Annotated in this window: 16 protein-coding genes and 1 pseudogene; 13 read left to right on the top strand and 4 right to left on the bottom strand. The window is 32.1% G+C overall.

The window, feature by feature from the left end:
• The first annotated feature begins 92 nt into the window (after nucleotides 1-92).
• The gene (locus EL082_RS11295; protein WP_002466421.1) at nucleotides 93-464 is read left to right on the top strand and encodes a Na-translocating system protein MpsC family protein; all 372 of its coding nucleotides are present in this window, start codon (nucleotides 93-95) and stop codon (nucleotides 462-464) included.
• Nucleotides 465-516: 52 nt separating this feature from the next.
• Here the strand turns inward: EL082_RS11295 and EL082_RS11290 are convergent, their stop codons facing one another.
• Entirely contained in the window at nucleotides 517-762 is a 246-nt protein-coding gene (locus EL082_RS11290; RefSeq protein WP_015365379.1) for a hypothetical protein, read from the bottom strand.
• 251 nt (nucleotides 763-1,013) lie between these two features.
• On the opposite strand from EL082_RS11290, the gene EL082_RS11285 reads away from it, so the two are divergent.
• From EL082_RS11285 to EL082_RS11265, 5 genes are all read left to right on the top strand, one after another.
• A complete protein-coding gene (locus EL082_RS11285) occupies nucleotides 1,014-1,721 on the top strand; it encodes a GNAT family N-acetyltransferase (RefSeq protein ID WP_049416717.1) in 708 nt (235 codons plus the stop codon).
• Nucleotides 1,722-1,796: 75 nt separating this feature from the next.
• The gene (locus tag EL082_RS11280; RefSeq protein WP_002466446.1) at nucleotides 1,797-2,486 is read left to right on the top strand and encodes a phosphatase PAP2 family protein; all 690 of its coding nucleotides are present in this window, start codon (nucleotides 1,797-1,799) and stop codon (nucleotides 2,484-2,486) included.
• Between the two features lie 78 nt (nucleotides 2,487-2,564).
• Complete coding sequence (locus EL082_RS11275; RefSeq protein WP_049416739.1) at nucleotides 2,565-3,296, top strand: alpha/beta hydrolase; 732 nt, start codon at nucleotides 2,565-2,567, stop codon at nucleotides 3,294-3,296.
• A 27-nt stretch (nucleotides 3,297-3,323) separates the two neighbouring features.
• Nucleotides 3,324-3,572 carry a hypothetical protein gene (locus EL082_RS11270; RefSeq protein WP_049416719.1) on the top strand — a complete coding sequence of 83 codons (249 nt, stop codon included), beginning with the start codon at nucleotides 3,324-3,326 and terminating at the stop codon, nucleotides 3,570-3,572.
• Between the two features lie 178 nt (nucleotides 3,573-3,750).
• Nucleotides 3,751-5,079 (top strand): sodium-dependent transporter, encoded by a 1,329-nt coding sequence (locus EL082_RS11265; protein WP_049416720.1) that lies wholly within the window; start codon nucleotides 3,751-3,753, stop codon nucleotides 5,077-5,079.
• A gap of 76 nt (nucleotides 5,080-5,155) precedes the next feature.
• Here the strand turns inward: EL082_RS11265 and EL082_RS11260 are convergent, their stop codons facing one another.
• From EL082_RS11260 to EL082_RS11250, 3 genes are all read right to left on the bottom strand, one after another.
• Nucleotides 5,156-5,773 carry a LysE/ArgO family amino acid transporter gene (locus EL082_RS11260; RefSeq protein ID WP_049416722.1) on the bottom strand — a complete coding sequence of 206 codons (618 nt, stop codon included), beginning with the start codon at nucleotides 5,771-5,773 and terminating at the stop codon, nucleotides 5,156-5,158.
• 174 nt (nucleotides 5,774-5,947) lie between these two features.
• Complete coding sequence (hchA, locus tag EL082_RS11255) at nucleotides 5,948-6,826, bottom strand: glyoxalase III HchA (protein WP_002466449.1); 879 nt, start codon at nucleotides 6,824-6,826, stop codon at nucleotides 5,948-5,950.
• Between the two features lie 146 nt (nucleotides 6,827-6,972).
• On the bottom strand, nucleotides 6,973-7,503 hold the full coding sequence (locus EL082_RS11250; protein WP_002466428.1) for a pentapeptide repeat-containing protein: 531 nt from the start codon (nucleotides 7,501-7,503) through the stop codon (nucleotides 6,973-6,975).
• A 266-nt stretch (nucleotides 7,504-7,769) separates the two neighbouring features.
• On the opposite strand from EL082_RS11250, the gene EL082_RS11245 reads away from it, so the two are divergent.
• From EL082_RS11245 to EL082_RS11215, 7 genes and pseudogenes are all read left to right on the top strand, one after another.
• On the top strand, nucleotides 7,770-8,678 hold the full coding sequence (locus tag EL082_RS11245) for a PLP-dependent cysteine synthase family protein (RefSeq protein ID WP_049416724.1): 909 nt from the start codon (nucleotides 7,770-7,772) through the stop codon (nucleotides 8,676-8,678).
• Nucleotides 8,671-9,816 (top strand): bifunctional cystathionine gamma-lyase/homocysteine desulfhydrase, encoded by a 1,146-nt coding sequence (locus EL082_RS11240; protein ID WP_049416726.1) that lies wholly within the window; start codon nucleotides 8,671-8,673, stop codon nucleotides 9,814-9,816. Before EL082_RS11245 ends, EL082_RS11240 begins: the two co-directional genes overlap by 8 nt.
• Before the next feature lie 162 nt (nucleotides 9,817-9,978).
• Nucleotides 9,979-10,443, top strand: coding sequence for a MarR family winged helix-turn-helix transcriptional regulator (locus EL082_RS11235; protein ID WP_049416728.1), 465 nt, complete (start codon nucleotides 9,979-9,981; stop codon nucleotides 10,441-10,443).
• A gap of 24 nt (nucleotides 10,444-10,467) precedes the next feature.
• Nucleotides 10,468-10,806 (top strand): annotated as a pseudogene (locus tag EL082_RS11230) (VOC family protein); the annotation flags it as partial.
• Between the two features lie 270 nt (nucleotides 10,807-11,076).
• Nucleotides 11,077-12,144 (top strand): Leu/Phe/Val dehydrogenase, encoded by a 1,068-nt coding sequence (locus tag EL082_RS11225; RefSeq protein ID WP_049416731.1) that lies wholly within the window; start codon nucleotides 11,077-11,079, stop codon nucleotides 12,142-12,144.
• A 514-nt stretch (nucleotides 12,145-12,658) separates the two neighbouring features.
• A complete protein-coding gene (locus tag EL082_RS11220; RefSeq protein WP_103286124.1) occupies nucleotides 12,659-13,531 on the top strand; it encodes a YSIRK-type signal peptide-containing protein in 873 nt (290 codons plus the stop codon).
• A 30-nt stretch (nucleotides 13,532-13,561) separates the two neighbouring features.
• Nucleotides 13,562-14,785 carry a hypothetical protein gene (locus tag EL082_RS11215; RefSeq protein WP_103286125.1) on the top strand — a complete coding sequence of 408 codons (1,224 nt, stop codon included), beginning with the start codon at nucleotides 13,562-13,564 and terminating at the stop codon, nucleotides 14,783-14,785.
• The last annotated feature ends 31 nt before the right edge of the window (nucleotides 14,786-14,816 follow it).

Below are 14,816 nucleotides of genomic sequence, written 5' to 3'. Positions count from 1 at the left end.
AAGTAATTGTTGATTATAGAGATAATCATGTTATTTCCGAATCAAAGATAAGATGTTAAACTATAATTAATCAATGTTTAGGAGTCGTCTATATGAAAAAATCTAAAGGTGTATATGAAGCTGAAATCAGTAAAGCCATCACGCAATGGGAAAAAGATTTTTTAGGTAGAGGTTCATTATCGGTTAAGACAGATATATTAAGAGATATGGTCATTATCAATTTACAAGGTATATTAACACCTGCAGAATATCGTGTGTGTGAAACCAATGAAGGATTGTTGAATATCAAACGAACAAGATCTGAATTAGTGGAGTCAGGGCAAGATGATCTCAATGATCTTATATTTGAAATTACTGGTGTCAAAGTAAGTAGCTTTCATAGTGATTTGAGTACAGTTACTGGAGAGAGAGTAATTGTATTTAAATTAGAAGATAATTTTGAGAAGCTGATTAACCAAGGTTAAATTATATAGAGCAGTATGATCTTACGAGAATGAAAGAGGTCATACTGTTTTTTTATTTCAAATATATCAAGTACATAACGTAGACATACAGTCGATAAATAATACCTAATAAGTTTGGAATCATAATCATAGTGGCAATTAATTTGTCACCTTTGAAACCAATGATGCATAAAATGATTGGTATCATATAAAGAATAAATAGCCAATATAATAATGTTTCGAATGACGGATGGATAGGTAAGAAAAAGCGAAATAATGTAATTAATAATGCGAGATAAATCATAATTATTTTGCTCATAACGAATGCCTTCCCTACTATCAAGCACATAGAATTATTGTATGTAGTACAAGGTTTAATGTGTGATAGTCATATATTTGAAATTTATAATTATTTCAATTATACAATATTTTATATGCAAAAGGTATTAGAAATAAACAATACTATAGTATTTCATTTCATATTATATAATCGATTATTATAAAGCACGTAATAGAACGGAATCAGTTATAATACATATTAAGATTTCAAAAATGAAGGGATGGTTGTTTATGAAAAAGAATATACATCATCAACCAATAGGTGAGTCAGTAACAGATTTTGAACCGCTAAATTTCCCAGATATTAAACAATTAGACGGACGGTATAGTTCATTAGTTAAATTAAGTAAATCACACATTAATGATTTGTTTAACGTATTATGCAATGAAGATAATGATGCAAATTGGACTTATTTGTTTAGCGAACCCATCCATGATTACGATGTTTTTGCAGATTATATTAAAGGTTTAATGTCTAATGTAAACTCGTATTACTTTGCAATTATTGATCATAACTGTCAAAAAGCATTAGGTTACTTATCACTAATGAATATCGATTCGATTAATGGCAAGATAGAGGTTGGAAATGTACATTATTCAAATCAATTAAAAAAGACGAAAGTCGCCACTGAAGTTCAATATTTATTAGCTAAATATGTGTTTGAACAATTAGGGTACCGTAGATATGAATGGAAATGTGACAGTTTAAACGAACCTTCTAGAAAGGCAGCATTGAGGTTAGGATTTATGTATGAAGGTATGTTTAGACAGGCGGTATTATATAAGGGACGTAATAGGGATACAACATGGTACTCAATGATTGATAAGGAGTGGCCGGTATTAAACGAACGTTTCGAACAGTGGTTAAGTCCGAATAATTTTGATGAAGACGGTCAACAACGTATTCGATTACAAGATATAAATAGGGCACGAGACTGAGCGAATTTCCTTTTATTTTCTATAAAATAGAAGAGAAGAATAATTTGAACTAGAGAAAGAGATAAAGGAGAAAGTATGAAAAATAGACGGACAACAACAGGTATGTTTACTATTCCTTTATTTATCATAAGTATTATGATATTTATTTTAATGACTGTCGGCGTTATACAAGATGTACCATTTTTAAAATTTGTAGATAGCCATTCATTAGATTGGTTTACTACTACATTTGGTACGCCACAACGACAATTTGAAGGAGACATGTTGAACTACTATATGACATTTTGTGCCACAATCGGAGATGTTAGTGGTGTTATTGTGATGTCAGTAATCATTACAATAGTATTATTATTTAAATATCCACGTTTAGCTATATGGTTCATTTGCACAATATTAAGTGGAACATTGATTAATATTTTGATTAAAATGACAATCGAACGAATGAGACCGTATAATCATTTACCTATTGATTCAGGGTTTTCATTTCCAAGTGGCCACTCTAATGCGAGTACATTATTTTTTGTGACTTTATTGATTGTGGTGATACCTTTAATCAAAAGAGCGGGTTTGAAAGCTATTTTGAGCGGTCTTGCATTAATATTATGGATAAGCGTTTTGATTTGTCGATTATATTTCCATGCGCATTATCTGTCAGATGTGGTTGGCGGCGTGACATTAGGTTTAACTTGGATAGCTTTATGGTTAATGGTTTACCCACTGTTTGAGCGAATCAAGTTTAAAAAGAACAAAGATGCGATACATTGATAATTTTAAAATGAGAATTGATATAAAGGCACGTTTCGTTGTCTATACGATAATTAAAACTAGGGGAGTTATTTTATGATGAATATTAAATCACCAAGTCCACTTTATTTAAAAGGGACAAGTCAACAAGCTATACTATTATTACATTCATTCACAGGTACTGTTAAAGACGTGAAGCACCTTGCTACAACGCTGCATGAACAAGGATTCACGTGTTATGTACCTAACTATCCTGGTCATGGATTACCGGTTACACAGTTTATTAAGTATGATGTTAACGATTGGTGGGCATGTGTGAAAGAAGCGTATCAGTTTTTAAAGGAAGAAGGGTACGAAGTCATTAATGCAGCCGGTGTATCGTTAGGTGGATTATTTACATTACGATTAGCTGAAAATGTTGAATTAAATCGTATCGTAGTGATGTCTGCACCTAGCGAGAAAACAGAAGCTGGTATTGCTTGGCGCTTAGAAAAATATGGCAAACGCATGAATCAGATAATGAGACTGTCTGAGGATGAGAGTGTTGAATCATTAGCCCAAATCAATCAATATCAAGATGAAATTAAAGTATTTCAAGGTGTTATTAATGATATTATGTCAAATTTACATGATATTAAATCGACTGCTAGAATTTTGTATGGTGGACAAGATGAAGCGGCTTATGAGGAAAGTGCGCACTATATTTTTAATCAAATTAGTAGCGATAATAAATCAATTCAAGATTTTCCACTAAATCAACATTTAATGACCCACGGTGAAGGAAGAGATGCATTAGAACAAGATATCGTTGAGTTTTTCACTCAAAAATAAATACTAGCAATAAGGTGGTGTTCAACTGTGACGAGAACATTTTTATTAACCTATATTACGATTTCGGGCCACAGATATACAGAATTTAAGACTTTTGATAAGGGCATCGATAAGGACAAATGTGTTAGAAGAATTATAGATGAGTTTGATGAATTACCTTATCTTTATCTAGAAAAAGGTGATTCAATACATTATATTAATGTCGATCATATTGAAAGTTTAGAAATTGAAGAAGTAAATGATGGCCAAAGGATTACTTATAGTAGCGAAGATTAAAATATAAAGAATAGTCATAACTGATGCTAATCAATGTATTAAATGAAAGGCAACGTTATGAACTATTCTTTTTTTATTATTCTGACAATTTGCATGAATATTGCACTTATCACTAACTAATGATAAAGTATTACTTAAGTACATAAACGCTTTAACGCATTAAAGGAAGTGAGTGAATATGAGTAAGCAATCAGAATGGAAAACCTCTACTGGGTTTATATTAGCAAGTGCCGGTTCCGCAATTGGATTAGGGGCAATGTGGAAATTTCCTTATATGTCTGGTATATATGGTGGTGGTGCTTTTTTATTAATGTTTTTAATTTTTACTATTTTTGTAGGGCTACCATTATTAATTATGGAATTTACAGTAGGAAAAATGGGGAGAACGTATACAACTCAAATCTATAGTAAACTCACAGGTAAAAAATGGCTCAATGTGATTGGGTGGAACGGGAATTTAGCAGTTTTTATATTATTTGGTTTCTATAGTGTCATTGGCGGATGGATTATTATTTACATGGGGAATGTTATTTGGCAAATATTAAGTTTGAATACTTCTCATCTGACACAACTCAATTTTGAAGCAATGATAAGTAATCCATGGCTTACTGTTTTAGGACAGGGTATTTTTATTTTCTTAACGATGATCATTGTTATGTTAGGTGTAGAAAAGGGTTTGGAAAAAGCATCCAAAATCATGATGCCACTGTTATTTATCTTTTTAATTATTGTAGTGGTGAAATCATTAACTTTAGATGGTTCGATAGAAGGTGTACGATACCTGTTACAACCTAGAGTGGAAGATATTTCTATGGAAGGTATCTTGTTTGCGTTAGGACAATCATTCTTTACATTATCTCTAGGAACAACTGGAATGATTACTTACGCAAGTTATGCACCAAAGACAATGACCATTAAATCATCAGCGATTTCCATTGTATTGATGAATATTTTAGTTTCAGTTTTAGCGGGATTAGCTATTTTTCCTGCATTGAAAACATTTGGTTATCAACCACAAGAAGGTCCAGGACTATTATTCAAAGTACTACCGCTTGTATTTGATAAAATGCACTTTGGTATTGCCTTTTATCTAATCTTTTTAATTTTATTCTTGTTTGCAGCGTTGACATCATCCATTTCATTGTTGGAATTAAACGTTTCTAATTTTACAAAAAATGATAATACAAAACGTCAACCAGTCGCATTGATTGCAAGTATACTTGTCTTTTTAATTAGCATTCCAGCTACACTATCATTTGGAAGTTTGAGTGGCGTTAAATTTGGCGCAGGAACAATATTCGATAATATGGATTTTGTTGTTTCGAATATATTAATGCCTCTAGGTGCACTTGGCACAACATTAGTTGTAGGGCAATTATTAGATAAAAAGTTACTACAAGAAAACTTTGGAAGAGACAAATTCAAATTATTTTTACCATGGTACTATTTAATTAAATTTGTAATGCCAGTAGTGATTATTTTAGTGTTTATTGTTCAATTATTTTAATCATTTACAATGATTCTAATGTAATTAAATGAAGCAGGGCTTATTGAAATTTAAATTTCGATAAGCCCTGTTTATATTAATTGGCCAAAATGTGCCAGATATTTTTGATAATAATACAACTTACGATGAGTACGATAACACTTGAAACTTTATTTAGAATAATAATATATTTACCTGTTTTATCGACTGAACCTAACATTTTACCGAGAATCGCTAATAAGATAAACCAAATCCAAGAGACTAAAATAGTAGCGCCAGCAAATAATATCTTTTCTGTGCCATGATACATAGAAGCACTTGTTCCAATGACACCAATTGTATCCATTATCGCATGAGGATTAAGTAATGATACGGATAACGTGAAGCCGATTTGTTTTTTGGGGCTCATGGGTTCCATATGTTCTAAATGACTAGGTTTTTCATTCCATAATGACCATGCCATATATAATAGAAAGGCGAGACCAATGATATAAATGACTAACTGTAAAATAGGTAGAGACATTAAGATTAAGGACACGCCTAAAATAGCTAACACAATTAAAGTAGTATCACATAAGCCAGCTGTGACAATCACTGGTAATGCTTTAGTTAATTTCTTTTGATTTGCACCTTGGTTAAATACAAATACATTTTGAGCACCTAAAGGTAGAATCAGACCTAGTGCTAATAAGAAATCGTGAATGATCGGTTGCATAAAAAATACCTCTCTCACTTTTGACTTGAAGTTATGTAAAAGAACAAATGTCAGAATATTTAAAAATATTATACAAAAACAATATATAAATTTCAACATTGAATGGTTTAGTCATAAAAAAGCCCTAGGTACATCATTACGAATGTATCTAGGGCATGAAAATAAATTAATTACTTATGATTGTTGGACGGCTTCTACTAATGCATCCGCTGCAAGAAGTCCAAGTTTATTAGAAGCGAGTGGGCTATCACCAGTTAATAATTTACGATCTTGGTGAGTTTGGCCACTCATTTCTTTATTTACAACATTAAGTCCTTGTTTAGTCAATAAGTCAGCGACTAACCATTTGAGTTTGCCAGGTAAATAACCGATATCGATATTTGCACCTTCATCTAATGCATCTGGGAAGACACATACAGAATACCCTTCAAATGGAGATTTATCTCTATTTAATCCAGCAGATAATAATGCTGCAGGGCCGTGACATAATGTGATAACAAATTTATCATAATCTAATGCCCAATCTAAAGCTTGTTGAACATCTTCACTTTCAGAAATACCAACAACAGCAGCATGTCCACCAGGGATGAAGAGTGAAATATAATCAGAATCAGGACCAAGTTCATTTTTGATAACTTCAGATAATACTTTAGGTTGTTTTAACTTTTCTTTTAGCTTGTTATATGTTTCTTGTACAGCTTCATCTTCCGTAGGCATTGCCCAGTGCTCTAGTTTGACAGGGTAACCAGTTAATGTAGCAACATCTACATCGAAGCCTGCTTCCATTAAATGATGTAACGGTAATAGCATTTCAACTGGATGATTTCCTGTTGAGAACATTTTACCGTTCTCTAATAATACATAACGTTCTTCAGCGGCAATCATTAATACTTTCCATTTGCCACCAGTATAAGCATTTTTATGATTAACACCATTAAAGTCTGTTTTAGGCGCAGTATATTGACTTAATGAATATGGGGAAGGGAAAAATGCATTATCCTCCGCTTTGTCAGGGGTTGGTGCTTTACTTAATTGACTAGAATCTTGAGTCATTTATATTCCTTCTTTCCTAAGTTTGTATGCTTATATCCATGAAAATAGCTTCTTAAACATTCAATAACGCATTAATCATACTGAATCATCAATAAAAAAGTGTACTTAGACATCATAGTTGAGTCAAAGTACACAGTTATAATGATTTATTGAATATTTTCGAAAACAACATTTTGTTTTTTTAATTCTTCTTCAATGTTTTTAGGCAGGCTACAATTTTTAAATGTTACATGATCAAAGACGCAATGTTTTAATTTGATATTTTCAAATGTTGAATTGCTAATTTCTGTCTTTTTAAAAACAACATTTTTAAATACAGTATCTGTGATTTTAACTTCACTAAAAGTATTTCCATCGAATACAACATCTTGGAATGTCGTATTATTGATCGTTGTTTCATCAAAAGTTGTATTTTCAAAAGAAATTTTTTTGAAGAGGTTTTTATAAAAATTCACTTGTTCAAAAATACAATCATTCATACTGCTATTAACCACTTTACTATTAGAAATAGCATTAATATTTTTGAAAATACCTTCATCAAAATTACAATTTTTAAAACGACCTTTATTAACTTCTAATTCATCGTACATAGAATTTCTAAAATTAGTTGCTGTATGGTTTAAGTTTTTATAGTTTTCTTTAGTAAATACAGATAATGATAAGTCTTTGTTTGACATCTTATTGCGAACTCCTTTACTTGTATTATCCATGAAAATGTATGAACAGTATTACCATTATCATAACAGAATAAAGTCGATGACACATTTGATTGAATTTGAAAATAGTGATGTAAAAAATATAAATATTTATAAACTATAAAATTGCAAATTTGAGCACAATCCTTTATAATTCATACCTGTTAAATAAGAATTAATCACTACATATAAGAAAGAAGGGAATGTTCAATTATCGAATGAATTAAGGATAATTGAATATATAAAATATGATTGCATATGACTTAATAGGAGAGACACCTCTCGTGTTGTTAGAAAGCTTTAGTGATGAAAATGTAAAAATTTATGCTAAACTCGAACAATTCAATCCAGGTGGAAGTGTCAAAGATCGACTTGGAAAGTATTTAGTTGAACAAGCAATTGAAGAGGGGCGTCTACATCGTGGTGATACTATTGTAGAAGCTACAGCTGGTAATACAGGGATTGGTTTAGCAATAGCTGCCAATCGTTATCAACTTAATTGCGTGATATTTGCACCAGAAGGCTTTTCCGAAGAAAAAATATCAATTATGCGTGCATTAGGTGCTGATGTTAAGAGAACTGTAAAAGCTGAAGGTATGATAGGTGCACAACAAGTTGCTCGACAATATGCTGAAGACACACAATCGATTTATATGAATCAATTTGAAACAGCACATAATCCAGGTGCTTATACAAATACATTAGGTAAAGAGTTAACAGATGAATTGAATCATATTGATTACTTTGTTGCTGGTGCTGGTTCAGGTGGTACATTTACAGGCGTTGCGAGACACTTACAGCCATTGGGTGTTAAAAATTATATCGTCGAACCGGAGGGATCGATATTAAATGGTGGTCCAAGTCATGCGCATGCCACAGAAGGTATTGGTTCTGAAAAATGGCCAGATTTTCTAGAGAAATCATTAGTAGAAGGCATTTTTACAATTAGTGATCAACATGCCTTTGACAATGTAAAAGCCATCGCGAAACAAGAGGGGTTATTAGTAGGTAGCTCATCCGGTGCTGCACTACAAGGTGCACTTGAATTAAAAAACCAAATAAATAAGGGTATTATCGTGACGATATTCCCAGATGGTAGCGACCGATACATGTCAAAACAAATATTTAATTATAAGGAGAATGAGAATAATGAATAAAAAAACACAAATGATACATGGTGGACATACAACAGATGATTATACAGGTGCTGTAACCACTCCAATTTACCAAACAAGTACTTATTTACAAGACGATATCGGAGATTTACGCCAAGGATATGAGTATTCACGTACTGCAAATCCAACACGTGCATCTTTAGAAGGTGTTATTGCAGACTTAGAACATGGTAAACATGGTTTCGCATTTGGTTCAGGCATGGCAGCTATTAGTGCAGTGATTATGTTATTAGATAAAGGAGACCACCTTATTTTAAATTCAGATGTATACGGTGGTACGTACCGCGCTTTAACAAAAGTATTTACACGCTTCGGATTAGACGTAGATTTTGTAGATACAACTAATATTGAAAATGTTGAGAAATATATTAAACCAGAAACAAAAATGTTATATATCGAAACGCCTTCTAATCCATTATTACGTGTGACCGATATTAAAGGTGCTGTAGAGATTGCTAAAAAGCATAACCTTATTTCTGTAGTAGATAATACATTTATGACACCTTATTACCAGAATCCATTAGATTTTGGTATTGATATAGTTTTACATTCTGCTACTAAATATATTGGTGGACATAGTGATGTAGTTGCGGGATTAGTAGTGACTGCAGATGATGAATTAGGAGAACGTATAGGCTTTATCTCTAATTCTACAGGTGGTGTGCTTGGACCACAAGATAGCTATTTATTAGTAAGAGGCATCAAGACGTTAGGCTTACGTATGGAACAAATTAATCGTAACGTAGAGGCAGTCATTGATATGTTACAGGCTCACGATAGCGTACAAAAAGTATTCCATCCAAGTATTAAAAGTCACTTAAACTATGATGTTCATGTTGCACAGGCAGATGGACATACAGGCGTTATTGCATTTGAAGTGAAAGACACAGAAGCTGCTAAACAAGTGATTCATGCTACGCAATACTTTACGTTAGCTGAAAGTTTAGGGGCAGTAGAAAGTTTAATCTCAGTTCCTGCATTAATGACACATGCATCTATTCCAGCAGATGTACGAGCTAAAGAAGGTATCACAGATGGATTAATACGTTTATCAATTGGTATTGAAGATACAGATGATTTAGTCAATGATTTAAAACAAGCACTTGATACATTAAACTAATGCTATCACTATTTTTTAAGGTCTAGGGAGTTGTCCCTAGACCTTTTTTTATGAACAACTACATTGATAAAGATAATTATCTTTCATTAGGATGTGAATTGTGTTAAAGTAGTTAGACAATCAAATATCTTGATTATCAAGATAAATTGAGGTGGTTTTAAAATGAATGATGATAACATTCTAAATGATGTTAGTCGTGAGGATATTGTGACTTCATTTAGAGATTTAGGACGGCGAGTTGTTTTATACCAACATAAAATTGCCGAACAATTAGATGTGTATAACCATGATTGGACTACGATTGATATGTTAAGTGAGACGGGGCCAATCACTGCTGGTGAATTAGGTAGAAGAGTTGGACTTACAACGGGAAGTGTTACAGCACTGGTCGATCGATTAGAAAGTGCAGGCTATGTTAAACGTGAGCGTCATCCTAAAGATCGTCGAAGTATTATGATTGTTCCACAATATGAAGATAAATCAGAAGTACAACATGCTTATGAAACATTGAATCAACATATGATTGAAATGACAAATCAATATACGGCAGAACAAATGGAAACCATTCAGTCGTTTCTAAAAGCAACAACAGCTATTTTAGATAATGAAATTGAAAGTAAGAAATAAAATAAAGAAAAAGAAGGTCTTATTATGAAAATTAATCATATTAATATAACGGTCAATGATGTAAAAACAACGCGAGCATTTTTTGAAAAGTATTTTGATTTAGTTTGTATTGGTAGCGCTGGCAATATGTTTGCAGCTATGAATGACGAAGATGGATTTCTATTCAATTTAATAGAAGGGGAAAATATTAACTACCCAGATACATTCCATATTGGTTTCCCGCAAGAAAGTAAAGAAGAAGTGGATCGTATACACCAAATTTTAAAAAATGACGGGTATGAAGTATGGGATCCTGAAATGGCACATGCAACATATACTTTTTACTTTAAGGCACCAGGTAATTTTACAGTAGAAGTTTATTGTGAAGTACAAGAAAAGACAGAAACATATGTACACTCATATTTCGAAGACTACAATAAATAGAATGTAAAATATTTGCATTTTGAAGATATAAAATAGATAGTAACTGAGACATGGTGAATTGTCTCAGTTTTTTTATGTAAAAATATAGACAGAAAATTTTCTTATAATTCATAATTTAGCTAATATTGTGCGTGTTTCAAATCGAGATTATTCCTATATTGTCAGGGTATGCGAATTATGTAGATGAATTTTAAGAGAGGAGTTATGTTAATGATTTTTGAAACTATGGAACAAGAAGATTATGAACAAATGGTATTTTGCCAAGATCAATCAACAGGTTTAAAGGCAATTATTTGTATTCATGATACAACGCTTGGACCAGCATTAGGTGGTTGTCGTGTGCGAAATGATTATGCATCAGAAGAAGAAGCAATTGAGGATGCGATGAATTTAGCACGTGGAATGACATATAAAAATGCTGCAGCTGGCTTAGACCTTGGTGGAGGTAAGACAGTAGTGATGGGCTCACCTAATAAAGAAGATGAAGAAGCATTCTATAGAGCATTAGGACGTTATGTTCATACATTAAATGGACGTTATTATACAGCTGAAGATGTGGGTACATCAGAACATGAAATGAACCTTATCCACAAAGAAACGCCTTATGTTTGTGGTACAAGTAAGTCATTTGGTTCAGCAGGTAATCCAAGTCCTATGACAGCTTATGGCATATATATTGCTATGAAGCGTACGGCTTTAGAACAATTTAACGGTGAATCTCTTGAAGGTAAGACCGTAGCAGTTCAAGGTGTGGGACATGTATCATATGAACTTTGTCGCCTATTACATGAAGATGGTGTTAAGTTGATTGTTACTGATATTAATAAAGATAATGCACAACGTGCAGTAGATGAGTTTAACGCGACATTTGTTGAACCAGATGACATCTTTTCAGTAGAAGCGGAAATCTTCGCGCCATGTGCACTCGGTGGTATATTAAATGACGATACAATTCCTCAATTAAAAGTCAAAGCGATTTGTGGTTCAGCAAACAACCAATTAAAAGATGAAAACAGACATAGTCAAATGCTAGAAGAAAAAGGTATATTATATGCACCAGATTATATTGTGAATAGCGGTGGCGTAATCAACACTGCGGATGAGTTGAATGGATATAATGAAACGCGTGCTAAGGAAAGTATTGAAGGTATAGATAAAATTGTGAAACATATCTTTGATATCGCCAAAGAACAACATAAAACCCCATTAGAAGCGTCACAACATTTTGCAGAAACTCGATTGAAACAAATGTCCCATATTCAAGATATTAGAAAATAAAATGACTGAAAATATTAATACAGAAACCCAGGATTAATGTCCTGGGTTTTTTTAATTGTGAGTCGATCAGTAAAGTGTACAAACAAAAAAATCATGGAATATTATATTAACGAATAATGATATTAAAAAATAAATATGAATATTCGGGTTTATCATTAATGAATTCGGTTAATAGAAATATACTAAAGCACAACTTTATTATTTTATACATGTAACATAATAAAATTAAATATTTTAAAATATGAATCGTTTATTAAATGAATAAGCAAATTGAGTTGAGATCCAAAGAATTTATCGGTATATATTTTATTTGCATCAATTTGATGGAATTTACAATTTTATTTAAGATGAATAATAAATATTTTTTCGTTTTTAAGAGAAAATAATTCTATTCGTCTTTGAATATAAAGTAAGGTTATATATGGTTTTGCAACATTTGTAAAATTTCAATCAATTAAGTATTATATGTATATACAATGTTAAAGTTGTGCAAAATATATGAGGTGATTCATGAATGAAGAATAAACAAGGCTTTTTACCAAACAAATTAAACAAATATGCAATCAGAAAATTTACGGTAGGTATTGCATCGTTATTAATAGGTGCGACATTAGTATTTGGCGTAGGAAATGTAGCGAGAGCAGATGAATTAGATAATGCATCGTCACAAAATAACGACGGAAACAAAGATAAAAGTGAACCTGTCGATATAACCGAACTGACTAATACTAACGAAACAGCTAGTACAGAGGATCAAGCAACTGACAAAGCAACTACAAATGCGTCAGAAGAAGCTAGTAATGCTGATCAAACGACAGCAACAACTCAAGATACTAGTCAAACAGAAAAATCTAATGCGGAAGAGACACAAAGTACCGAACAAGCAAACACAGAAAAAGCTTCTTCAAATCAAACAACAAAAGACTCCTCTAATATAGAACAAGACACAATTAATAAAACAAATGATAAACCATCAACAACTGATAAGACAGCAACGACTCAAGATAAACAAACAACTAATAATAAGACAGTCAATACTAAAGAGAATCAAACTAATTCAGTTTCTCAAGAAAAACAAACTTCAGATAAAACTTCTACAGATAAAACTCCAGTAAAAGCAACTTCTAACAAAACAACACCAACAACTGACAAAACTACTACGAAAAAAGTAACTGACAAAAAATCAGATAAAGAGACTGCTCAAAAAGCAACTGACAAAACATCGACAGACAAGGCGACAACAAAATCAACAGATAAAGCATCGGCTAATAAGAAAGCGATTTCTAACAAAAAGACGACGGCTCAACCAAAAGCAACAACTAAGAAATCAACTAAAGCTGAAACAACAGAACTATCTAAAAAATTAGCTCAATCTAAAAATAAATAACAGGCTGTTCAATCATTCTTAAATGATCAAGTGTCTAAAACAGTAGCGAAAGAAATTTTAAATAATACAGATGTTGATTTCAATAAAGCAACTGATGAAGAAATTAATCAAGCCGTTTTACAAGCAGCCTTAACTGAAATGGCAAACAAACAGAAGAGTACAGAAACATTAGCTACACCACCTAGAACTAGAACGTTTATGCGTGCAATGGCTACACCTAGAATGTTGGCAGCAGCTGTTACGAATACAGATCAAAATGTTCAAAAATCTTTAGCAACATCAGATAACTATACATTTGCGTCATTAGTTTTTGACCCGGAGGCTTTAGATTCAGATGCTGTTAAAAATAGTACATCAATTCCATTTAATATTGATGCTTATATGTCGGGTGCTAACTCAGGAACAAGATATAAAATCGACTTAAACTTAGACTCTAAAATTGCTGATCATGTAACGAAAATATCAGTTAACCCAGCTGGAAGTAATACGCCGGTTCAATTTACAAGATTAAAAAACGATGACGGTACACCTTCTAATATTTGGGAAGTCAATTATATTAGAGCTAGCGGTGGATTATTTGGTGGTGCAGAAATTTTAGCATCTAAAACTGCATCAGGCGGTAAAATTGAATTAGATGATACTGTAGGAAATATTTTAAATAATGCTGGAGATTTATCTAATAATAAATTAAATTATCAAATTTATGTTCGAGATTCTTCTAATAATACAATTATTCGTACGTCTGAAAGTAGTGGTTACTTCCTTACAGATGCTGATAAAGATTTAGTTTCTTTAAACAACAATAAATCAACAGCAAACGCAAATGATTTTAAAGCAAGTAGTGGTACAGCTAGTTTAGACACTAAAGTAGGCAATAATGGCGCAATTATCGTTGACCAACAAGTTATCAAAGATGGTATCTTCGGATATGGTGGCGCTCAAAATAAACAATGGAGTTATAATTACCAAATTGATAAAGATTTAATTCCATTTATTCAAAGTGTTGAATTAGATAAATATGATTATGATGGATTAAAAGGTTTTGATAAAACTTATAATGCTGCTAACAAAGTGGCAGATTTATCTATCGATGCCAACGGTAATGGTACGATTACAGCAAGTGATTTAAATAAATTAATCGAATTTAATAATGGTTTACCTGAAACAGTAGGTATGAGAATCGTTATTAAATTAAATCAAAGTCCAAATAATATTTTAACTAAAGATGCACAATATGATGCAAAGGTAATTTAATTAGTTCTACAACTGACCAAGTTGAAGACTT

This window comes from Staphylococcus warneri, from assembly GCF_900636385.1.
Taxonomy (GTDB): Bacteria; Bacillota; Bacilli; order Staphylococcales; family Staphylococcaceae; genus Staphylococcus; species Staphylococcus warneri.
Note: the sequence above shows the minus strand (reverse complement) of the source record. Positions and strands in the feature narration are given on the sequence as shown.